Source organism: Sorangiineae bacterium MSr11954, assembly GCA_037157815.1.
Taxonomy (GTDB): Bacteria; Myxococcota_A; Polyangia; order Polyangiales; family Polyangiaceae; genus Pendulispora; species Pendulispora albinea.
Window position 1 is genome coordinate 9,281,134 of record CP089984.1, and the last position, 19,723, is coordinate 9,300,856.

Here is a 19,723-nt window from a genome sequence, read left to right on the forward strand (position 1 = left end):
TATAGCTGCTCGCGGCGATTCTTCTGTTCCTCCACCGCAAAGCAGAACGCCCTCTCCCGGCGGCCGAGAACTCCGGCGCGGGAAAGAGCGTGTAGCGGCTCGCCGCGATCCTTCTGTTCCTCCACCGCAAAGCAGAACGCCCTCTCCCGGCGGCCGAGAACTCCGGCGCGGGAAAGGGCGTGTAGCGACCTACGGATGCGGGGCGATCAGGCGCCGGCGGTGACGTCTTTCTTGGCCCGCTTGGCGGGGGCGCGCTTCTTGTCTTTCTTGGCGGCAGCGGCCTTGCCGTTTGCGCCATTGGCGTGGGCGCCGTTGGTGGCTCCATTGGCGGCGGTTTTCTTGGAGACCACGGTGCCCTTCGGCTTGGAGCCGAGGAGGTCGGAGGCGATGGCCTCGGCGCGGTTGGTCTCCTCCCACGAGAAGCCCTTGCGGCCGAAGTGACCGTAGGCGGCCGTCTTCTTGTAGATCGGCTTGAGCAGATCAAGCTCCTCGATGAGCGCCTTGGGGCGCATGTCGAAGCTGTCGAGGATGTACTTGGCGAGCTTCTCGTCGTCGACCTTGCCGGTGCCGAAGGTGTTCACGTGAACGCCGACGGGCTTGGCCACGCCGATGGCGTAGGCGACCTGCACTTCGCAACGACGGGCAACGCCCGAGGCCACGACGTTCTTGGCGACGTAGCGCGCGTAGTAGCACGCCGAGCGATCGACCTTGGACGGGTCCTTGCCGGAGAAGGCGCCGCCGCCGTGGCGGCCCATGCCGCCATAGCTGTCGACGATGATCTTGCGGCCCGTGAGCCCGCAATCGCCCTGCGGTCCGCCGATGACGAAGCGGCCGGTGGGGTTGACGTGGAACTTGGTGTTCTTGTCGATCAGCTTCTTCGGCATGACCTTGTTGATCACCAGCTCGATGACCGCGTCGCGCAGGGTCTTGTACTTCACCGCCTCGCTGTGCTGCGTGCTGACGACGATGGCATCGACGCGAACGGGGACGTCGTTCTCGTACTCGAGGGTGACTTGGGTCTTGCCGTCGGGCCGGAGGAAGTCGACCTTCTTGGACTTGCGAACGGCCGCGAGCTGCAGCGCGAGCTGGTGCGCGTAGTCGATGGGCGCGGGCATGAGGTTCGGCGTTTCGTCGGTGGCGTAGCCGAACATGAGGCCCTGGTCGCCGGCGCCTTGCTCCTTGTGGAGGCCCTGGCCTTCCGTGACACCCTGGGAGATGTCGGGGCTCTGCTTCTCGAGCGCGGTGAGGACGGCGCACGTGTTGCCGTCGAAGCCGAGCGACGAGTCGTTGTAGCCGATGTCGAGCACCGTCTTGCGAACGAGCGTGGGGATGTCGACCCATGCGCGGGTCGTCACCTCGCCTGCCACGACGACCATACCGGTCTTCGCGAGTGCTTCGCACGCAACGCGAGAGGTGGGGTCCTCGGCGAGAAGCGCGTCGAGAATGGTGTCGGAGATGGCATCGCAGACTTTGTCGGGATGGCCTTCGGTGACGGACTCGGACGTGAACTGGTAGCGTGCCATGCGGTAAAAGGCTCCTCTTTTTCTCCGATAACCAACGAGCCTGAGCTCGCCCTGAAAGCGGCGCCTTCGCGCCGAAGGTGCCGTACCATAGCTCGGGATCCGGCGCATGGCTACGCGTACGGCAACAAGTGGGCTCAGGTCGATTTACTGCTGCACGAGGGCCCGAAGGCGCGCGGCGTGTGGGCTGGTCGGGTGTGCACGTAGGAAAGCCACCGCTTCGTACTTGGCGCGCGGCAGGTTGCCCGTCTTCACCAAGGCTTCGACATAGAGCACCTTACGCTCTTCCTCCAACGTTCCACCCCCGAACGAAGCCTCCCCTCGCTCCAACAGCACCCGCGCGGCCCGCGCATTCCCCTTCCGCAATTCACGCCGCGCCGCCGTGACCAAGGCTGCTTCGTCGGCCAGGTGATCGCTTATCTCGTCTGCGGGCTCGGGGGGTCGTGGGGTCGCGCTCGCGCTGGGAGCAGGAGCGCCTTCGGGCGTGGCTACGCTGGGTTTCGTGGCTCCGGGGTTCGCGGCTCCGGGCGTTGCCCCGCCAGGCGTCGATCCACGAGCGGTCAATCCGCTGGGTTTCGTGCCGCTGGGCGTTGATCCACCGGGCGTTGCCCCGCCGGGCGTCGTGGCGCCGGACGTTGATCCACCGGGCGTTGCCCCGCCGGGCGTCGTGGCGCCGAGTGGAGATGATCCTGCCGAGAGCGCTCCTCCCCCTCCTGTCGTTTCAATGACGGATGTCGAGTCGGCACGCGCGGCGTTTGGCAGGGTCGAGATCCCGGGGGGAAGAGGGATCGTTGGAACGAGGGACGTCGACCCCGAGGATTCGAGCGAAGAAAGAGGCGGCGCATCGAGCTCGGGTACAAGACCGTGCGGCGTGCCGGAGAGGCCCTCGGAACGCGGAGCTCGCGCAAACGATTCGCGCAGCGGCTCCTGGCGCTCAATCGCACGCTCGACCCAGCCCGATGACGATGGTGGCGATGCCGAAGACGACTCCGAACGTGGCGGAGATGCGGCAGGCGCGCCGGATACCGCGGTTCGCGCGGGGGGAGCCGGTGAACGTTCGTCGCTAGGCCCACCCGCGAGGGCCGCCGTGATCCCAAGGATGCCAATCGCCGCCGATACCTTAATCAACGCCCCCGTACCAAACGACGTCGCCGCGACCGTTCCCGCAGCACCCGCCGCGCCAGCAGCACCCGCCGCGCCAGCAGCACCGCCCACGGCAGCACCACCCGCAATCCCCGCACCACCAGCAGCAGCCCCCACGCCACCGGCAGCACCCGCACCACCCCCCGTCGCCGCAGCCGCAGCACCCGTCGTCGCGACCCCCACGCCAACGATGGCCCCCCAAACGGCATCTTTGGCGTTGGCCGGAGGATCCATATCGCGCCCGACGTCGAGGAGCGCGCGCTCCATCTCGGTCTCGGGGCCGCTTTGCTCCAGCCAGCGACGGGGATCGCGCGCCTTCATGCCCCGCGCCCTCCCATGGCGAAGCGCTCGCGCGCAACCCTTCGGTCCAGCGCTTGCCGAAATCGCTCGCGCGCGATCCGCAAGCGCGAGTGCACCGTCCCCACGGGGATGTCGAGCAAGGAGGCGATTTCCTCCCCGCTCATCCCGTCGAGCTCGAACAGTGTGAAGACGGCGCGTTGTTCCATCGGAAGTTCATCGAGGATCGACTCGAGCAGGGCCAAGCGCTGACGCCGCTCCAGAATGGCGGACGCATCGTCGGCTCGATCGGGGGTTTCCTTCAAGGGGCCATCGTCGGAAAGCACATGGCGGCGATCCCAGAGGACGTTGCGGCGGCGTTGGGCCACGCGCATGCAGATGGCAAAGAGCCACGTCGTCAGTTTGGCGTGGCCTTCGAAATCGTCCAGGCGTCGGTGCACCACCATGAAAACCTCTTGGACGGCATCGCCCGCGTCGTTCTCGGAGACACCGAGCCGCCGCAGCGAGCGCCACACGAACGAGAAATGTTCGTCGTAGACGGCACGGAACTCCAGCTGAGACGCGGGCTGGACGGGCTTCGTGGGTCTCTTGAAAAGACTCATGGAAAAGCCAAGGAAGCGCCTAAGGTAAGAGCAACGAAGGGGCTCTCGCCGTTGTAGACGAGGCCCACACCGTCGACTGTGTAGCTCGCGCGAACGAGGGGAACGTCCACCGAGCCGCGCGCCCAGAGCGACCAGCCGACCACCGGCTCCCCGGAGGCCGAGCGCAGCCACCCGAGCTGCTGGCTCCAGAGCAGCGCAGGTCCCCCCGTGATCAGCGGGCGCGATTCGGTGCCCTCGCGGGGATACCCGCGCGCGGTGCCCGACGCCATGGCGAAGCGCATGGTTGCGCATACATCCAATGCCATGGCCGCGTGATCGCCGAAGGGCGTGAAGCATGCATCGGCGTGAAAGCCCGTGAGCGCCAGGCTCACGTTTCCATCCGCAGACTCTTTTTCGTTGCGGCGGGCGAGCACCGAGCTCCGTTGCAACGGCTGATGAAACACGCCGAGCCCGAAGGACCAAGGCGCAGGGTGCGTCCAGCGCGCCGAGATACCGAACACGGGCGCGATGCGCCCCATGAGGCCGCGCGTGATGCCGCCGCCGAGATCGAGCACCAGCGAGGGAGCGGCGGCGCGCGCGGGAACCGTCGCCTTGGGAGACTCTCCGCGCTCCTCGGGCGGCTTTTCAGGAGCCGCCGGCGGCGCGAGGTCGCGTTCGTCGTTTTTCTTCGCGGCCTCCAGCGGATCGAGCATCAACGCCAAGGTCACGCCGGCCGCATCGATCATGGCACCGCACGACGTCTTCGGGTGCCGGATGATGCGCGTCCCCATCACCAATCCGGTGAGGGTGATGGTCACCTCGTAGCCCCGACCTTGACGCGCGAAGTCGACCCGCGCATCGGTGGCATCGCTTGCCTCGTCGCGCGGCCCGCGCGGCAAGGCCGAGAGCAGGCGCTGGCGGATCGTCCAAGCGTCGGGACAACCCGTGATGCGCTCGTCGAGGTTCACCGAGAGCTCGCGGGGCTCCGCGCCCGCCGTGCGCGCGAACGTCATCGCGACGAACGCGGCGAGGATCATCGGGGGCCGCTTAGCGAGCATCGGGAGACCCATCCCCTGGACCCGCTCCGCCGTCCACGATCACCATGGCATCCGGGGCCCCATCGGGGAACGTGAATGCATCCGGGTTGGTAGATGGAGCATCGCTTGGCCCGCCATCCAAGATTCCTCCATCGAGGAGGCTACCGTCGCCTTCGGGCCCGACATCCGGCAAGGGCCCGCTATCCGGCGTGGGTCCGCCATCTCCGGCCGCAGCTTCGAGCCCTCCCAAGGATACAGCTCCGCCCAGACACGCCACGGTGCCGCACATGACCCAGACGAAGAAGAGAACAGCCACCTTCTTCATCGTTTTCAGGCGAAGGGATTCCTCAACGGAGACTCGCGTCTACCACTGTCGGGTCACTGCGGGTAGCGAGCCGGTCTCGCCGCGGGCTCCCGCACGTCGGGCTCCTGCGGATCACCTGCGCCAGCGTCCGCCGTGGGAATACCCGCGTCCGGTGAAGGGTCGGGACCTGCACCGCCGTCGACCGGCCACGGACCTGCGCCACCATCGACGGGCCACGGACCCGCGCCGCCATCGACCGGCCACGGACCCGCACCGCCATCGACCGGCCACGGACCCGCACCGCCATCGACCGGCCATGTGCCGGAGTCGGGCGAAGGCCAGGGTTCACCCGCGCCCGAATCGATGGGCGCCCCCGCATCGCGCGGCGGCCATGGATGGCCGGCGCCGCTATCGACCCGGCCAGCGTCCGGTCCGGGTACGACGCCGCCGTCGGCTGCGGGGCCGCCATCGACGATAACGCCGCCGTCGCCCGCGGGACCGCCATCGACGACAACGCCGCCATCGGCGACAGGGCCGGCGCCGCTGTCGATCACCGCCGCGTCGGGACGATCGCCGTTACCGTCCTCGTTGCCGTCCTGCGCCAAGTTGTGGGGGTTGTCCCCTGTCGTTTCGTCGATGGAGCTGCCCGCGCACGCCGCGAGCACGAGCACACCGGCGAGGAGCCAGAGTCGATGAGTTTTCCGCATAACGTCTCCTTCGTCCGGTGAGTGCGGGCGTCGGAGACGTGCGATCACGAAATCGACATGCGCCTCGAAATGGCGCGCGAACGAGGTCGAACCGTTACTTCAAGTTCGGCGTCGAGCCTTTGCTGAGCGGTACGTGCACGCTGGTGCGGCGCGAGGCGACTTCGATTTCGTCGCCGGGCAACCCCGCGATCGCGAGCGTGGCCGGAGGATCCCACGAGAGCGGCGCATCGGGCCCGCCCACGAGGCCATAGAAACGTGCCGCCACGCGCGACATGCTCGCGTCGCCCAGCCGATCCCAGATGTCACACCAGGGTGTGGTCTCGCGCATGGCGTTGAAGAACTCCTCCGCGCGCTTGAAGGTCAAGGTGTGACGGAACACGGTGTGCCGCACCATCGACAGCTCGGCCTCTTCGAACATCTGGGCCATGGCGTCGCGCTGGGAGAGGATGCGCGGGCTCGGTGGCACGAAGTCGGGCTCGAAGTGCTGAAGGCACTGGCTCACCCGCTCGAACGGATCGTCGTCCTCGGTGGGACCCCATGTCATGACCACGACCTTGCCGGCGGGTGCCAGGGCGCGTGCCCAGGACTTGAGCGCCCCCACACGGTCGTCCAGCCCCCAGAGGCCAAAGGCGCAGAAGACCACGTCCCACGGACCGCCGCTCGCGTCCGCGGCGTCGGCCTGCTCACAGTAGACGTTTTCCAGTCCTGCTGCGTCCGCCTGCTGACAACAGATGTTCAGCAGCTCGGCACTCCGGTCGGTAGCGCGTACCCTACCCGTTTCGCCCACGGCGCGGGCCGCCGCCAGCACCTCCGATCCCGGACCGGCGCATGCAATCAGCACGCGGTGCCCCGGTTCGAGCTTCGCCTCTTGAATCAAATCGAGGTGGTACGGCGTAAACCGCGGTACCCACTCTTCGAAATAGCCGCGCGCTGCGCGATCCCACGGGGTCGCCATGGACCAAGCATAAGCCGAGCGCTTGCCATGAGAAAGGGGTGTACCCTGCTCGCGCGATGAATCCTTCCTCCCCCTCCAATTCCTCCAAGTCCGGCCCCGCTGACGTGGACCCTGGCCAAACCGGCGTCCGGCGCACCTCCATCTACGAGGAGCACGTCAAGCACGGCGGGCGCATGGTCCCCTTCGCAGGCTGGGAAATGCCTGTACAATACACTGGTATCGTCGACGAGCATCAGGCCGTGCGCACCGCGTGCGGGCTCTTCGACGTGTCCCACATGGGCGAGCTCGTGATGCAAGGCGAGCACGCCGGGCGCGTCGTGGATTATCTGGTGACCAACGACGTGAGCAAGCTCGAGGTGGGGCAAGCGCTCTACACGCCGTGCTGCAACGAGGCCGGCACCATCCTCGACGACCTCGTGATCTACCGCGCCGGCGAGGACCGCTATCTGACGGTCTGCAACGCCGCGAACCACGCGAAGATCGCCGAGGTGTTCCGGCGCGCGGCCGAGAACCACTGCTCCTTCGAGGATCGCAGCGACGCCACCGGGCTGATCGCGCTGCAAGGCCCGAAGAGCTTCGAGCTGCTCGCCAAGGCCGGCAGCGACGCCGCCAAGCTGTCGGAGCTCAAAAGGTTCCACTTCCGCGACGCGGTGGTGGCCAACGTGGCCTGCACGGTCGCGCGCACCGGCTACACGGGGGAGGAGGGGGTCGAGATCTTCTGCGCGTGGAACGAGGCGCCGGCGCTCTGGCGCAACCTGGTCGAATTGGGCAAGCCGCTCGGGTTGAAGCCGGTGGGCTTGGGCGCGCGCGACACCTTGCGGCTGGAGGCCCGCCTCTCCCTGTACGGCAATGACATTGACGAGACGACCAATCCGCTGGAGGCGGGGCTCGGCTGGACGGTGAAGTTCACCAAGGGGGACTTCGTGGGCCGCGAGGCGCTCGAGAAGGTCAAGGCCCAGCCCCTCGCGCGAAAACTGGTCGGTTTCGAGGTGACGGGCCGCGGCATAGCCCGGCATGGCTATCCCCTGCGCGACCTGGAGGGGAACGTGGTGGGCATCTGCACCAGCGGCAGCCCCGCGCCGACTGTTGGCAAGAACATCGGTCTCGGCTATCTGCCTGCCCACCTGACGGCGATTGGTACGAAATTCTTAGTCGACTGCCGAGGACGAAACGCCGAAGCTGTCGTCGTCAATACTCCGTTTTACAAAGCGAACAAAGGGACAGGATCCACATGAGCGACGCGAGCATTCCCGAGGGCCTCAAGTACACCAAGGACCACGAGTGGGCGAAGATCGAAGGTAACGAGATCGTCGTCGGCATCACGAAGTTCGCGGTCGAGCAGCTCGGCGACATCACCATGGTGACCATCGACAAGAAGAAGGGCGACGACGTCACCGGAGGAGATGCTTTCGGGTCTGTCGAGAGCGTCAAGAGCGTGAGCGATCTGCTCGCCCCCGTCAGCGGCAAGCTCACGGACATCAACAAGGCGGCCCAGGACAAGGCGGAGCTCTTGAACGAGGATCCGTACAATGCATGGCTCGTGCGCATTGCCGTATCGGATGCGACGGCGCTCGATGCTCTGCTGGATGCCGCAGCGTACGCGGAGCACGTGAAGAATAGCGCTTAGCGCGACGGCACCAGATCGCGCTAATCATCGCGCGCGCTCGCGGGCCTCGGTGCCGAGCGCGCCGCGGGGCGGCGTGGCCGAGGGAGAATCGGCGGCTCGTCTAACACTACTGGTTTCATGCAGTGGAAACGCGCAGCCCGGAACGCGGTCCGGCAGTAGTGTTAGAACGAAGTCGCCGGGGGGACTTGAATTGACGTAGTTCGGTATTATGGTCGAAATACTTTCGAGGGGTGACCATATGGTGGACTACCGTGGGAAGATCGCCGAGGCGTGGAAGATTGCCGATGCGAAGGCGAGCCTCTCGGAACTGGTACGCGAAGCGGAGCGAGCGCCACAACGAATCGAAAACCGCGGGCGCGAGGTCGCCTACGTGGTGGGGGCCGAGGAATACCGGCGCCTCACCGACCAAGCCGAGAAGGCCAGCGACGTCGCCCGTCTTCGCCGCTTCCTCCAACTGAGCGCCGATTTACGCGCCGCGGGCGGAGCCGATATCAAGCTGCCGGAGCGAGGCTCCCGCCCATCGCCCTTCACCTCGGACGATTCGAATTCGTGCCAGCGGCCGGCCGCTAGGCCATGAGCTATCTGGTCGACACCAACGTCGTCGCCGAGCTCGCCCGTCCCCATCCAAACATAAACGTCGTCCGTTGGTTCGAGACCCAACGGGGCATCGTGGTGAGCGCCATCTCCATCGAGGAGCTCTCCCTGGCCATCGCCCGCGCTGAACCCGCCGAACAGAGGCGGCTGATCCCGTGGTTCGAGGCCCTTTTGGCCTTGCCGGCCGAGGTGGTCCCCGTCGATGCCCGCATCGCCCGCGCTTCGGGGGAGCTCCGCGCGGCGCGCGAGCGGGCCGGGCGCTTGGTGGCGCAGGCGGACATGCTCATCGCCGCCACGGCGCTCATTTCGGGGCGAACCCTCGTCACCGGGAAGACCGGCGACTTCGAGGGGTGCGGCGTGGCCTTGTTCGATCCGTTTTGACCTACGCGGCGCGGCACGGAGGGAAAACGCGCTTCCCACCGCCAGGACGCGAGGGGCGCCAAAGGGAACGGTCGCTGGATCGGCACCCAGCTCCCATTCCCCTCGTTTTCATGCGATGGCGGCCACGCTTTGGCGCGAATGGCAACCCTGGCGATGCAATGGGCCTTAGCCCGCGGCGTACTCCTCAATGGGCGGGCAGGTGCAAATGAGATTGCGATCGCCCAGTGCGTTATTCAAACGGCCCACCGGGGGCCAGAATTTGCGGTCGCGCGTCCACGGGGCCGGGAATGCGCCCAGCTCGCGGGGGTACGGGTGCTTCCAATCGCTCGCGATGACCATATCGGCCGTGTGCGGGGCGTTTTTGAGCGGATTGTCGTCTTTGGGGAGCCGGCCTTCTTCGATTTGGCGGATCTCCTCGCGAATGGCGATCATGGCGTCGCAGAAGCGATCGAGCTCCGCCTTCGATTCGCTCTCCGTGGGCTCGACCATCAACGTGCCCGCGATGGGGAACGACATGGTGGGAGCGTGAAAGCCATAGTCCATCAGCCGCTTGGCGACGTCGTCGACCTCGATGCCGGCCGTCTTCTTGAACGGGCGCACGTCGAGGATGCACTCGTGCGCGACCCGCCCGCGCTGGCCGCGGTACACGATGGGGTAGTGCGGGCCAAGGCGCTCGGCGATATAGTTGGCGTTGAGGATCGCCACCTTGGTGGCGTGGGTCAGGCCCTCGGCGCCCATCATTTTGATGTACGCCCAGCTGATGATGAGGATGCTCGCGCTCCCCCAGGGCGCCGCCGACACGGGCCCCACCCCGAATTTTTCCACGTCCGCGAGCTGATCGTTCTTGGTGACCGTGCTCGGATAGTGCGGCAGGAAGGGCGCGAGGTGCGGCGCCACGGCGATGGGACCCATGCCCGGGCCGCCGCCGCCGTGCGGGATGCAAAACGTCTTGTGCAGATTGACGTGGCAGACGTCGGCGCCAATGTCCCCCGGCCGGCAAAGACCGAGTTGCGCATTGAGGTTCGCGCCATCCATGTACACCTGCCCGCCGTGCTCGTGGATGATGGCGCAGATCTTCTTGATGGCCTCCTCGAAGACGCCGTGCGTCGACGGGTACGTCACCATGAGCGCCCCGAGCTTGTCGCGGTGGGTGCGCGCCTTCTCCTCGAGATCGCTCACCATGATGTTGCCCTGCTCGTCGCACTTCACCACCACCACGTCCAGACCGGCCATGACGGCCGACGCGGGGTTCGTTCCGTGCGCGGAGGACGGAATGATGCATACCGTGCGGTGCGCCTCGCCGCGGCTCTCGTGGTACTTGCGGATGGCCAGGAGCCCCGCGTATTCACCTTGCGCGCCGGCGTTGGGCTGCAAGCTCACGGCGGAGAAGCCGGTCATCTCGGCCAGGTAGCTCTCCAGCTCGCGGAAGATCTGCTGGTAGCCGCGCGACTGCGCGAACGGAACGTACGGGTGCAGGCGGTTGAAGCCGGGGAACGAGATGGGCATCATCTCGACCGTCGCGTTCAGCTTCATCGTGCACGATCCCAGCGGGATCATCGAGTGGGTCAGCGAGAGATCGCGCCCTTCGAGCTTGCGCACATAGCGCAGCATCTCGGTCTCCGAGTGGTACCGATTGAACGTGCTGTGCGTCAGGTACTCCGAGGTGCGGCGCAGCGCCTCCGGGATCGCCGGCTTCGGCGCCGATTGCGACGCGCTTCCATCGCCCCCGAACACGCCGAGCAAGGTGGCGACATCGGCCGGGGTGGTGGTCTCGTCCAGGCTGATGCCGAGGCTCTGCGCGTCGATGCGGCGCAGGTTGATGCGCTTCGACTCGGCGGCCGCGAGCCACTTCTTCACCTCGGCCTCGGTGCCCTGGACGCGCAAGGTGTCGAACCACGAGTCGTGGGCCAGGCGCACGCCCAGCGCGCGCAGCCCCTCGGCCAGGGACGACGTGGCGCCGTGCACCATTTCGGCGATGGCGCGGATGCCGCGGGGACCGTGGTAGACCGCGTACATGCCGGCGATGACGGCCAGGAGCGCCTGAGCGGTGCAGATGTTGCTCGTCGCCTTTTCACGGCGAATGTGCTGCTCGCGGGTCTGCAACGCCATACGCAGCGCCGGGCGCCCTTGCGAGTCTTGCGCGACGCCGATGATGCGGCCCGGCAGCTTTCGCACGAACTCGTTCTTGGTCGCCAGGTACGCCGCGTGCGGGCCGCCGTAGCCGAGCGGAACGCCGAAGCGCTGCGTGCTGCCCACGGCCACGTCCGCACCGAACTCGCCGGGCGGCGTGAGGAGGGCCAACGAAAGGATATCGGCCGCCACGATGAACAGGCCGCCCGCCTTGTGCACTTGCTCGGCGAAGGCGCGGTAGTCGTGGAGCGCGCCGTCGGTCGCCGGGTACTGCACGAGGGCACCGAAGGCGCCGATGGCCGCCAAGTCGACCTTGGCCGGATCGCCGATGACCAACGAGATGCCGATGGCGCCTGCGCGGGTGCGCAGCACGTCCAGGGTCTGCGGGTGACACGTCTCCGACGCGAAGAACGTGTTCTTCTCCTCGCCGGTTTGCAGCGCGTAGGCCATGTGCATCGCCTCGGCGGCGGCGGTGGCCTCGTCGAGGAGCGATGCGTTGGCGACGGGCAACCCCGTGAGATCGGTCACCATGGTCTGGTAGTTGAGCAGCGCCTCCAGACGGCCCTGCGCAATTTCCGCCTGGTAGGGCGTGTACTGCGTGTACCACCCCGGGTTCTCCAGGATGTTGCGCTGGATGACCTTGGGCGTCAGGCAGTCCGAGTAGCCCATGCCCAGGTACGAGCGGAAAATCTCGTTCTTCTGACTGAGCTCGAGCGCCTGCGAATAAAGCTCGTTCTCGCCGAGAGGAGCCGGAAGGTCGAGCGGGCGGGCCAGACGGATGCTCGAAGGGACCGTCTCATCGACGAGCTGCTCGACCGACGAAAGCCGGAGAGCGCGGAGCATCTCGACGGTCTCGTCCGTATCAGGACCAACGTGGCGCAGTACGAAGCGATCGGGGTGTTTCCAGGGTGCTGACATGGCGTGGTGGAGCGTCCTATATCAGATAGTCTCGCCCCATGCCTGCTCCGGGGACGCGCATCCGCGATTATGAGATTTGGGGCCTTCTCGGCGAAGGCGGGATGAGCGAAGTCTGGCTCGCCAAAGACGAGGTCCTGTCCATCCCCGTGATGATCAAGACCTTGGGGAAGACATCGTTGTCCGCCCCCGAAGCGAGCCAGCGCGTCTTGAACGAAGCGCGCACGATGGCGCGAATTCCCGAGCCGCGCATCGTCCGCGCGCTCAACGCGGGCATCCACGAGGGCACGCCGTACCTCGTTCAGGAGTACGTCGACGGCATCGACATCGAGGAGCTGGACGCCTGGCGCCGTAAGACGTTGGGGGTCAATTTGCCGCTTTGGTTCATCTGCGATGTGATGAAAGAGACGTGCCGTGCGCTGCACTCCGCACACCAGAGCGGGGTCATCCACCGCGACGTGAAGCCCTCCAATGTGTTCGGCTCCCCGGAGACGGGCGTTCGCTTGGGCGATTTCGGCATCGCCGCCGGTATTTCCAGCGGGCAACCCTCGGACATCTGCGGCACGCCCTCGTTCATGGCCCCCGAGCAAGTGCGCGGTGAGCCCATCGACCGCCGAACCGACGTCTTCGGCGCCGGCGCCACCGCCTACGTGCTCCGCTATGGCACCCCGCCCTTTGCGAGCTTGGAGGAGTTGCTCGATCCGGCCGTCTCCGTCGCCTTCCCGCCGCCGCAGCACCCGCAAGAGGGCTACTTTCAGCACCTTTTGGCCGCGATGCTCACCAAGGATCCGGCCGCGCGCCTGCCCAACGCCGCCATGGCCGGCCGGCACTTTGCCATGATCGAGCACGCGCTCCGCTCCTCGCTGCAGGCGGCGCCGCTGGTTTGCCTCAGCGATTTCACCTTCCGTTTGCTGGACTGCACCATCGTCCTGGAGGTCGGCGATCTCGCAGAGGCCACGGTCGACGGGGTCGTCTCGTCGGGCAACTACGATTTGCGCATGCGCACCGGTGTGGGCGATGCACTGCGGCGTCGCGGCGGCGACTCCATCGAGGACGAGGCGCTGCAGAACGGCGAGCAAGCCTTGGGCACCTGCGTGCCTACGCGCGCGGGCCGCCTTCGCGCCAAGCGCGTGCTCCACGCCGTGAGCGGGTGGAACGAAATTTCGTGCATCGGCCGCGCCACGCAGCGGGCGTTTCTTCTGGGCGACGAGCTCGGGCTGCGCTCCCTCGCCTTCCCGGCCCTCGGCACCGGCGCGGCGCGCATCAGCGTGGAGGCGTGCGCCAACGCCATGATGACCGCGCTGCGCTCGCACCTGGCCTTGGGCGGGACGCGGCTCGAGATGGTGCGGGTGGTGTTCGATACGCCGGCCAAGCGTGACCGATTCCGCTCGGTGGCCGAAGAAGCGCTGCGGGCCGAGGAGGATCCGCCGACCTTGATCGACCTGGGGCTGCCCGTGGCCGCGCCCAAGGTCGGGGAGCACTCGGCGACCCACCTCGATTTGAGCCGCCACGAGGCTCTCCGCTCTACCGTACCCGTTCGATAGACCCTACCCAGCCCAGCCAGGTACCGATGCCGAAGTCCGAAACCTTGAAACGCTGCGCGTGGCCCACCGCCGATCCGCTCTACCTCCGCTACCACGACGAAGAATGGGGGGTGCCCCAGCACGACGAGCGCAAGCTGTTCGAGATGCTCGTCCTCGAAGGGGCGCAAGCGGGCCTCTCGTGGATCACCATCCTGCGCAAGCGCGAGAACTACCGGCGCGCGTTCGACGGCTTCGACGCGGAGAAGATCGCGCGCTACGGCGCCAAGAAGCGCGCGGCGCTGCTCGCCGACGAGGGCATCGTGCGCAACCGGCTGAAGATCGACGCGGCCATCGGCAACGCCCGCGCGTTCCTGGAGGTCCGCGAGCGCGAGGGCTCGTTCGATCGCTTCCTCTGGAGCTTCGTCGATGGCCGGCCCATCGTCCGGCGCCCGCGCACCATGAAAGACGTACCGGTGAGCACCCCCGAGTCGGACGCCATGAGCAAAGAGCTCAAGGCGCGCGGCTTTCGTTTCGTGGGCTCGACCATCCTGTACGCCTTCATGCAGGCGTGCGGGCTGGTCGACGATCATGTGCGGGGGTGTTTTCGGGCGAAGAAAGGGCGCTAGGCTGCGCTAGGCTCGCAGCGCATGAAGTCCGGCATCGCGCTTCGCCTGCGGGGCGTCGTCAAGTCGTACGGGGAGAGGCCGATTTTGCGGAGCCTCTCGCTCGACGTCCCGAGCGGCCAGTTCGTGGCGGTGGTCGGCCGCAGCGGCTGCGGAAAGAGCACGTTGCTCCGGCTGATCGCGGGGCTCACCGCGCCGGACGAAGGCGCGATCGTCGCGGGCGACCACCGGGTGACCGGGGTGCAGCCCGATGTGCGGATGATCTTCCAAGAAGCGCGCCTACTCCCATGGAACGACGTGCTGGCGAACGTGGGGTTCGGAACGACGGGCATCGATGCGCGCGCGCGCGACGCGAGGGCGCGCACCTTGCTCGAGCACGTGGGGCTCGCGGATCGCGCGGCGGAGTGGCCGGGGCGGCTCTCGGGCGGTCAGCGCCAGCGGGTGGCGCTCGCGCGCGGCCTCATGAGCGAGCCGCGGCTCCTGCTCCTGGACGAGCCGCTCGGCGCCCTCGATGCGCTCACCCGCATCGAGATGCAGCAGCTCATCGAGCGACTCTGGCGCGAGCACGGCTTCACCGCCGTGCTGGTCACCCACGAGGTGCAAGAGGCGGTGGCGCTGGCCGATCGCGTGATCATCCTCGAGAACGGCAGCATCGCGGCCGATGTGGCGATCCCCATGCCGCGGCCGCGGATGCGCGAAGACGGCGCGTTCGTGGCCACCAGCGCCGCCCTCCTCGGGCACATCTTGCAGACCCGGCCGGCGCTCTAATTTTTCCGCCTCTCTAACCCCCGCCTTCCTCGCGCCAGCGAAGGAGCCGCCGCTCGATTCGGACCAGAATGCCGTCGCTGATCTTGCCGCACCCCGCGAGAAGGACGATGGCCACGAAGATCAAATCCGCCCGCGAGAGCTCGCGGCCATCGGTCAAGAGAAAGCCCAGGCCCGCGTGGGCGGCCATCAACTCGGCGGCGACCACATAGAGCCACGCCACCGCGAGGCCCGTGCGAAGCCCCGTGAGCAACGACGGCAGGCTGCTCGGCAGAATCACGGCCCGAACGATGCCGAGCCGCGGCAGACCGTGGATGTGCCCGAGCTCGATCAGCTTGCGGTCCGTGCTGCGAACCCCCGCGATGGCGTTCAGGTACACGGGGAAGAACGAGCCGATGGCGATCAGCGTGATCTTCGGCGCCTCGCCGATGCCCATCCACAGCAGAAGGAGCGGCACCCACGCCAGGGAGGGCACCGACCGCAGCGCCTGCACAGTGGGATCGAGCAGCGCTTCCCCGCGCGGATCGAGCCCCACGCCAAAGCCGAGGACGGCGCCCACCACGGCGCCCAGGGCGAAGCCCACGAGCACGCGCACCACCGACGCGCCCAGGTGGAGCCAGAGCTGCCCCGTCTTCATCATATCCACCAGCTCGAGCGCGACGGCGCTGGGCGCGGGGAGCACGAACTCCGGGAGCGCGCCGGCCCGGGCGGTGATTTCCCAGGCGGCAAGGAGGGCGCACGGCACGAACAGACCGTGCAGAGCGCGCCCTTTCACCCCGCGATCCCTTCGGCGCTCTTGGTATCGAGCAAGGTATCGACCGCCTTTCCGACGTCCGCCCCCGCGCGGACGAGCTGTTCGTCGACCAAGATCGACGACACGGCGCGGAGCGCGTTCACGTGCGCGGCGCCCAAGCGCGGCTCGCCAAAGTCGTTGCGCTCGAGCACCCTCTGGGTCACGGCGGGGCTCAGCTTGGCCTCGTTGGTCACCAGGGAGCGAAGCTCGTCGGGGTTGGCGAGGGCCCAGCGGCGGGCGCGCTCGTAGATCTCGATCACGGCGCGCACGGCGTCCGGATACTGCTCGGCGAACGCATCGCGCACATCGAGAAAGCCGTAGGTGTTGTACTCGGGCTTGCGCACGACGAGCCGGCTGCCTTGCTCCAGCTCGGAGGCCGCCATGTGCGGATCGAGCCCGGCCCATGCGTCGACATCGCCCCGCTCGAGCGCGGCGCGCCCGTCGGGGTGCTGCAGGTGGACGAGCTCCACGTCGCGCTTGGTGAGGCCCGCGTCGTGGAGCACCCGAAGCAAGAAGAGGTACGGATCGGTGCCCTTGGTGGCGGCGATCTTCTTGCCGCGAAGGTCGGCGACATTTCGCACGGACGAAGCCTTGGGCACGACCAGCGCCGTCCACTCGGGCTTGCTAAAGATGTAGACTGCACGAATCGCGTTGCCATTGGCGCGGCTCAAAAGCGCGGCGCCGCCGGCCGTGGAGCCGATGTCGAGCGCGCCGCTGCCGAGCAGCTCCAGCGCTTTGTTCGAGCCGAGGCTGAGGATCCAGCGGATGGGCACCTTGGCGCCGGCGGTCGCGAAGCGCTCTTCGAGCCACTGCTTTTGCCGCACGACCATCGACAAAGGTGAGTAGTAGGCCCAGTCGACGCGGAGCTCTTCGGGGAGGCGCGGCCGAGCGCTGCGCGCCTGCGAGCGGCACGCGGCGGCGACGGACACCGTGCCCATGGCGCCGAGGGCCCAGAGCAATCCTTGGCGGCGGGTGGGCCTTCGAGCGCGCGCGGCATCGTTCGCCATAACGAACAATATGTCCGTTATGGCGAAGGACGTCCAGCCGTCATCTCAGGCGTGCGGCTAAGCGGGCGATGCGACTTGCTTTTTCCAAGTGGCCACGAGCTGCAGCGCCTCGAGCGGCGTGAGGCGGTCCGTATCGAGGGAGCGCAAGGCTTCGGCGATGTCGTGCGCGGTCTTTTGCTCGGGGGTCATGGCGGCGCGATCGGGGCCACTGCCGAAGAGATCGAGCTGCGGGCGCGCCGCGCGGTCCCGCCGGCGGAGCGAGGCGGGGGCGCCGCTGGGGAGCGGGGCGCCGCGTTCGAGATCGGACAGGAGGGTGCGCGCGCGCGCCAGCACGATCTCGGGGATGCCGGCCAGGCGCGCGCAGGCCACGCCGTAGCTGCGGGAGGCGGCGCCGCGCTGGAGCTTGTGCAGGAAGATGAGCGTGCCCTCGTGCTCGCGGGCCGAGACGCTGAAGTTCTCGGAGCCCGAGCGCGTGGTGCATAGCTCGGTGAGCTCGTGGTAGTGCGTGGCGAACATGGCGCGGCAGCCGATGACGTCGTGGAGGTGCTCGGCCACGGCCCACGCGATGGAGAGCCCGTCGTAGGTGCTGGTCCCGCGGCCGATCTCGTCGAGGACGACCAAGGAGCGGCGGGTGGCGCGGCGCAGGACGTTGGCCGTCTCCTTCATCTCCACCATGAAGGTGCTGTCGCCCTTGGCCAGGTTGTCGCTCGCGCCCACCCGGGTGAGCACGCGATCGACGATGCCCACCTCCGCGCGGCGCGCGGGCACGAACGAGCCGGCCTGCGCCAAGATGACGATGAGCGCGACCTGGCGCATCAAGGTCGACTTGCCCGCCATGTTGGGGCCCGTCAGGAGCCAGAGGCGCTCGGCGGTGGCGTCGAGCGCCACGTCGTTGGGGACGAAGCGCCCGGCGGCCGCGAGGCGCTCGACCACCGGGTGGCGCCCGTCCTCGATGACCAAGCGGAGCGAGTCATCCACCACCGGGCGCGCGTAGTCGTTGCGATGGGCGACCTCGGCCAGGGCGCTCGCCACGTCCCACTCGGCCAGGCGCCCGGCCACCGCGCGCAGCCGCTCGACGTGCGCCACCAGGCTTCGGAGCACGCCGTTCAAGAGCTCCGTCTCGCGCGCCATGCAGCGGTCCTCGGCGTGCGCGAGCTTGTCGGCCAGCTCGTCGAGCTCGTCGCACGTAAAGCGCTCGGCGTTGGCGACCGTCTGCTTGCGCCGCCAGGTCTTGGGCGCCTTGCTGGTGTGCGAGCGCGTGACCTCCACGTACCAGCCGAACACGCGCGTAAAGCGCAGCTTCAAGCTGGGGATCTGCACCTCTTCGCGCAGGCGCGTCTCGAGCTCCACGATGAGCCGTTGCCCGTCGCGCGCCAGGGTGCGCACTTCGTCGAGCGCAAGGTCGTAGCCGGCGCGGATGACGCCGCCGTCGCTCGCGCGCACCGGCGCGTCGGGGTCGATGGCGCGCACCAGCTCGTCGCAAAGATCGGCGCACACGTCGAGCCACGGCGCGCCCGGCGCGATGCCGAGCGCCTCGCGCGCGCTCAAGTCGGGGCACGACTCGAGCGCGTGCGCGACCGCGGGGAGCGCCTCCAGCGAGCGGCCCAGCGCCACCAGATCGCGCGGGCTCGCGCGGCCCACGGCGAGCTTCATCGCGAGGCGCTCGATGTCCGAGACCCGCCCGAAGAGCGAGCGCACCTCGGCGCGCAGACCGGGCTGCGTGACGAACAGCTCCACGGCGTCGTGGCGGCGCCGGATCTCCGACACATGGGTGAGCGGCGACAAGAGGCGCCGGCGCAAGAGGCGCGCCCCCGGACCGGTCTTGGTCTCGTCGATCTGCGCGAGCAGCGAGCCGCGCGTATCGCCGTCCATAGTGCGCACCAGCTCCAAGTGCGACTGCGTGGCGTCGTCCAGGAGCAAGGTCTCGTCGAGCCCGTACACCTCCAAGCGCGCCACCGGCGGCTTCTGCCCCGCTTCGCACTCGCGCGCCACGTCGAGGCAGCGCGCGGCCGCACGCAGCGCCGAAATGGGCGCGCCGGAGGCGCCTGCCTCGCCGGCGCCGAGGATGGCGTCGAGGGTGGCCATGGCCGCCGCCTCCTCGAGCGCAGCGGCTTGCTTGCGAACCACCGCGCGCGGCCGCACGGCCGCAAATTGCTCGGCGACGGCCTCGGCGCCCGGCCCCACCAGGAGCTCGCGCGCGTCGAGCCGCACCAGCTCCCCGAGGGCGCCGTCGCGATCGGCCGCTTCGCACGCCGAGAGCTCGCCCGTCGAGACGTCGAGCGCCGCGATGCCAAAACGACCTGCGCCCTCCTCGACGGCCACCAAGTACAAATTGGTGCGCGCATCGATGGTCGCATCGTCGTACACGATGGCGGGTGTCACCACCCGCACCACCTCGCGCGGCACGATGCCTTTCACCTTCGAGGGATCGGCCATCTGCTCGCAAATGGCGACCTTGAAGCCTTGGTCGAGCAGCCTTTGAATGTACGTGGCCGCCGCGTGGTACGGCACGCCGGCCATGGGGATCTCGTCCTCGGCGCCCTTGTTGCGGCTGGTCAGGGTGAGCTCGAGCGCGCGCGCGGCGATCACCGCATCTTCGAAGAAGAGCTCGTAGAAGTCCCCCAAGCGAAAGAACAAGAGCGCGTCTTTGTGCTTCTCTTTCGCCGTCAAATACTGACGCATCAGCGGCGTCGCGGCAGGGTCTTGCTGCTTTGCCATCGAGACGGACATAAGCGCTGCCGCGGGCGCTGTCTACACAGGAGCGGCGAGCCCGTCTCCGAGCCCGCGCCCCTGCGGCTTTTCGCGCGCCATCGCCACGGGA

General features: G+C 67.9%; 18 protein-coding genes. 7 read left to right on the forward strand and 11 right to left on the reverse strand.

The window, feature by feature from the left end:
* Positions 1 to 206: 206 nt before the first annotated feature.
* The 7 genes from metK to LZC94_36305 form a co-directional block, all read right to left on the reverse strand.
* Positions 207 to 1,523, reverse strand: coding sequence for a methionine adenosyltransferase (metK, locus tag LZC94_36275; protein ID WXB13289.1), 1,317 nt, complete (start codon positions 1,521 to 1,523; stop codon positions 207 to 209).
* A gap of 144 nt (positions 1,524 to 1,667) precedes the next feature.
* On the reverse strand, positions 1,668 to 1,814 hold the full coding sequence (locus LZC94_36280) for a hypothetical protein (GenBank protein ID WXB13290.1): 147 nt from the start codon (positions 1,812 to 1,814) through the stop codon (positions 1,668 to 1,670).
* A gap of 830 nt (positions 1,815 to 2,644) precedes the next feature.
* A complete protein-coding gene (locus tag LZC94_36285; protein WXB13291.1) occupies positions 2,645 to 2,803 on the reverse strand; it encodes a hypothetical protein in 159 nt (52 codons plus the stop codon).
* 177 nt (positions 2,804 to 2,980) lie between these two features.
* Positions 2,981 to 3,562, reverse strand: coding sequence for an RNA polymerase sigma factor (locus tag LZC94_36290; GenBank protein ID WXB13292.1), 582 nt, complete (start codon positions 3,560 to 3,562; stop codon positions 2,981 to 2,983).
* Positions 3,559 to 4,578 carry a hypothetical protein gene (locus LZC94_36295; protein ID WXB13293.1) on the reverse strand — a complete coding sequence of 340 codons (1,020 nt, stop codon included), beginning with the start codon at positions 4,576 to 4,578 and terminating at the stop codon, positions 3,559 to 3,561. The genes LZC94_36290 and LZC94_36295 overlap by 4 nt, the downstream gene beginning before the upstream one ends.
* Before the next feature lie 378 nt (positions 4,579 to 4,956).
* Complete coding sequence (locus tag LZC94_36300) at positions 4,957 to 5,589, reverse strand: hypothetical protein (protein WXB13294.1); 633 nt, start codon at positions 5,587 to 5,589, stop codon at positions 4,957 to 4,959.
* 94 nt (positions 5,590 to 5,683) lie between these two features.
* Positions 5,684 to 6,544: a class I SAM-dependent methyltransferase gene (locus LZC94_36305; GenBank protein WXB13295.1), complete on the reverse strand. Its 861-nt coding sequence runs from the start codon at positions 6,542 to 6,544 to the stop codon at positions 5,684 to 5,686.
* A gap of 173 nt (positions 6,545 to 6,717) precedes the next feature.
* On the opposite strand from LZC94_36305, the gene gcvT reads away from it, so the two are divergent.
* The 4 genes from gcvT to LZC94_36325 all read left to right on the forward strand — a co-directional run bounded on the left by gcvT (position 6,718) and on the right by LZC94_36325 (position 9,146).
* The gene (gene gcvT, locus LZC94_36310; protein ID WXB20292.1) at positions 6,718 to 7,779 is read left to right on the forward strand and encodes a glycine cleavage system aminomethyltransferase GcvT; all 1,062 of its coding nucleotides are present in this window, start codon (positions 6,718 to 6,720) and stop codon (positions 7,777 to 7,779) included.
* Positions 7,776 to 8,171, forward strand: coding sequence for a glycine cleavage system protein GcvH (gcvH, locus tag LZC94_36315; protein WXB13296.1), 396 nt, complete (start codon positions 7,776 to 7,778; stop codon positions 8,169 to 8,171). Before gcvT ends, gcvH begins: the two co-directional genes overlap by 4 nt.
* A gap of 238 nt (positions 8,172 to 8,409) precedes the next feature.
* Positions 8,410 to 8,748 carry a type II toxin-antitoxin system prevent-host-death family antitoxin gene (locus LZC94_36320; protein ID WXB13297.1) on the forward strand — a complete coding sequence of 113 codons (339 nt, stop codon included), beginning with the start codon at positions 8,410 to 8,412 and terminating at the stop codon, positions 8,746 to 8,748.
* On the forward strand, positions 8,745 to 9,146 hold the full coding sequence (locus LZC94_36325; protein WXB13298.1) for a PIN domain-containing protein: 402 nt from the start codon (positions 8,745 to 8,747) through the stop codon (positions 9,144 to 9,146). The genes LZC94_36320 and LZC94_36325 overlap by 4 nt, the downstream gene beginning before the upstream one ends.
* A gap of 165 nt (positions 9,147 to 9,311) precedes the next feature.
* On the opposite strand, the gene gcvP is transcribed toward LZC94_36325, so the two are convergent.
* Positions 9,312 to 12,194, reverse strand: a complete 2,883-nt coding sequence (gene gcvP, locus LZC94_36330; GenBank protein WXB13299.1) for an aminomethyl-transferring glycine dehydrogenase — start codon at positions 12,192 to 12,194, stop codon at positions 9,312 to 9,314.
* A gap of 38 nt (positions 12,195 to 12,232) precedes the next feature.
* Between gcvP and LZC94_36335 the strand changes: the two genes are divergently transcribed.
* Genes LZC94_36335 through LZC94_36345 form a run of 3 tightly spaced genes read left to right on the forward strand, consistent with a single transcriptional unit; the run spans position 12,233 to position 15,105 of the window.
* A complete protein-coding gene (locus LZC94_36335; protein WXB13300.1) occupies positions 12,233 to 13,735 on the forward strand; it encodes a serine/threonine-protein kinase in 1,503 nt (500 codons plus the stop codon).
* Positions 13,736 to 13,761: 26 nt separating this feature from the next.
* Complete coding sequence (locus tag LZC94_36340; GenBank protein ID WXB13301.1) at positions 13,762 to 14,340, forward strand: DNA-3-methyladenine glycosylase I; 579 nt, start codon at positions 13,762 to 13,764, stop codon at positions 14,338 to 14,340.
* Between the two features lie 21 nt (positions 14,341 to 14,361).
* The gene (locus LZC94_36345; GenBank protein WXB13302.1) at positions 14,362 to 15,105 is read left to right on the forward strand and encodes an ATP-binding cassette domain-containing protein; all 744 of its coding nucleotides are present in this window, start codon (positions 14,362 to 14,364) and stop codon (positions 15,103 to 15,105) included.
* 13 nt (positions 15,106 to 15,118) lie between these two features.
* Here LZC94_36345 and LZC94_36350 read toward each other — a convergent pair whose 3' ends face one another.
* Genes LZC94_36350 through mutS form a run of 3 tightly spaced genes read right to left on the reverse strand, consistent with a single transcriptional unit; the run spans position 15,119 to position 19,620 of the window.
* Positions 15,119 to 15,877: an ABC transporter permease gene (locus LZC94_36350; protein ID WXB13303.1), complete on the reverse strand. Its 759-nt coding sequence runs from the start codon at positions 15,875 to 15,877 to the stop codon at positions 15,119 to 15,121.
* Entirely contained in the window at positions 15,874 to 16,902 is a 1,029-nt protein-coding gene (locus LZC94_36355) for an aliphatic sulfonate ABC transporter substrate-binding protein (protein ID WXB13304.1), read from the reverse strand. Before LZC94_36355 ends, LZC94_36350 begins: the two co-directional genes overlap by 4 nt.
* Before the next feature lie 57 nt (positions 16,903 to 16,959).
* Positions 16,960 to 19,620 carry a DNA mismatch repair protein MutS gene (gene mutS / locus LZC94_36360; protein ID WXB13305.1) on the reverse strand — a complete coding sequence of 887 codons (2,661 nt, stop codon included), beginning with the start codon at positions 19,618 to 19,620 and terminating at the stop codon, positions 16,960 to 16,962.
* Between the last annotated feature and the right edge of the window lie 103 nt (positions 19,621 to 19,723).

What these genes read in the sequence shown, in the direction of transcription:
- metK (WXB13289.1), bottom strand. Translation starts at nt 1,523, where the DNA reads ATGGCACGCTACCAGTTCACGTCCGAGTCCGTCACCGAAGGCCATCCC.
- LZC94_36320 (WXB13297.1), top strand. Translation starts at nt 8,410, where the DNA reads ATGGTGGACTACCGTGGGAAGATCGCCGAGGCGTGGAAGATTGCCGAT.
- LZC94_36335 (WXB13300.1), top strand. Translation starts at nt 12,233, where the DNA reads ATGCCTGCTCCGGGGACGCGCATCCGCGATTATGAGATTTGGGGCCTT.
- LZC94_36340 (WXB13301.1), top strand. Translation starts at nt 13,762, where the DNA reads ATGCCGAAGTCCGAAACCTTGAAACGCTGCGCGTGGCCCACCGCCGAT.
- gcvP (WXB13299.1), bottom strand. Translation starts at nt 12,194, where the DNA reads ATGTCAGCACCCTGGAAACACCCCGATCGCTTCGTACTGCGCCACGTT.
- gcvH (WXB13296.1), top strand. Translation starts at nt 7,776, where the DNA reads ATGAGCGACGCGAGCATTCCCGAGGGCCTCAAGTACACCAAGGACCAC.
- LZC94_36300 (WXB13294.1), bottom strand. Translation starts at nt 5,589, where the DNA reads ATGCGGAAAACTCATCGACTCTGGCTCCTCGCCGGTGTGCTCGTGCTC.
- LZC94_36295 (WXB13293.1), bottom strand. Translation starts at nt 4,578, where the DNA reads ATGATCCTCGCCGCGTTCGTCGCGATGACGTTCGCGCGCACGGCGGGC.
- LZC94_36290 (WXB13292.1), bottom strand. Translation starts at nt 3,562, where the DNA reads ATGAGTCTTTTCAAGAGACCCACGAAGCCCGTCCAGCCCGCGTCTCAG.
- LZC94_36355 (WXB13304.1), bottom strand. Translation starts at nt 16,902, where the DNA reads ATGGCGAACGATGCCGCGCGCGCTCGAAGGCCCACCCGCCGCCAAGGA.
- gcvT (WXB20292.1), top strand. Translation starts at nt 6,718, where the DNA reads ATGGTCCCCTTCGCAGGCTGGGAAATGCCTGTACAATACACTGGTATC.
- LZC94_36345 (WXB13302.1), top strand. Translation starts at nt 14,362, where the DNA reads ATGAAGTCCGGCATCGCGCTTCGCCTGCGGGGCGTCGTCAAGTCGTAC.
- LZC94_36305 (WXB13295.1), bottom strand. Translation starts at nt 6,544, where the DNA reads ATGGCGACCCCGTGGGATCGCGCAGCGCGCGGCTATTTCGAAGAGTGG.
- mutS (WXB13305.1), bottom strand. Translation starts at nt 19,620, where the DNA reads ATGGCAAAGCAGCAAGACCCTGCCGCGACGCCGCTGATGCGTCAGTAT.
- LZC94_36325 (WXB13298.1), top strand. Translation starts at nt 8,745, where the DNA reads ATGAGCTATCTGGTCGACACCAACGTCGTCGCCGAGCTCGCCCGTCCC.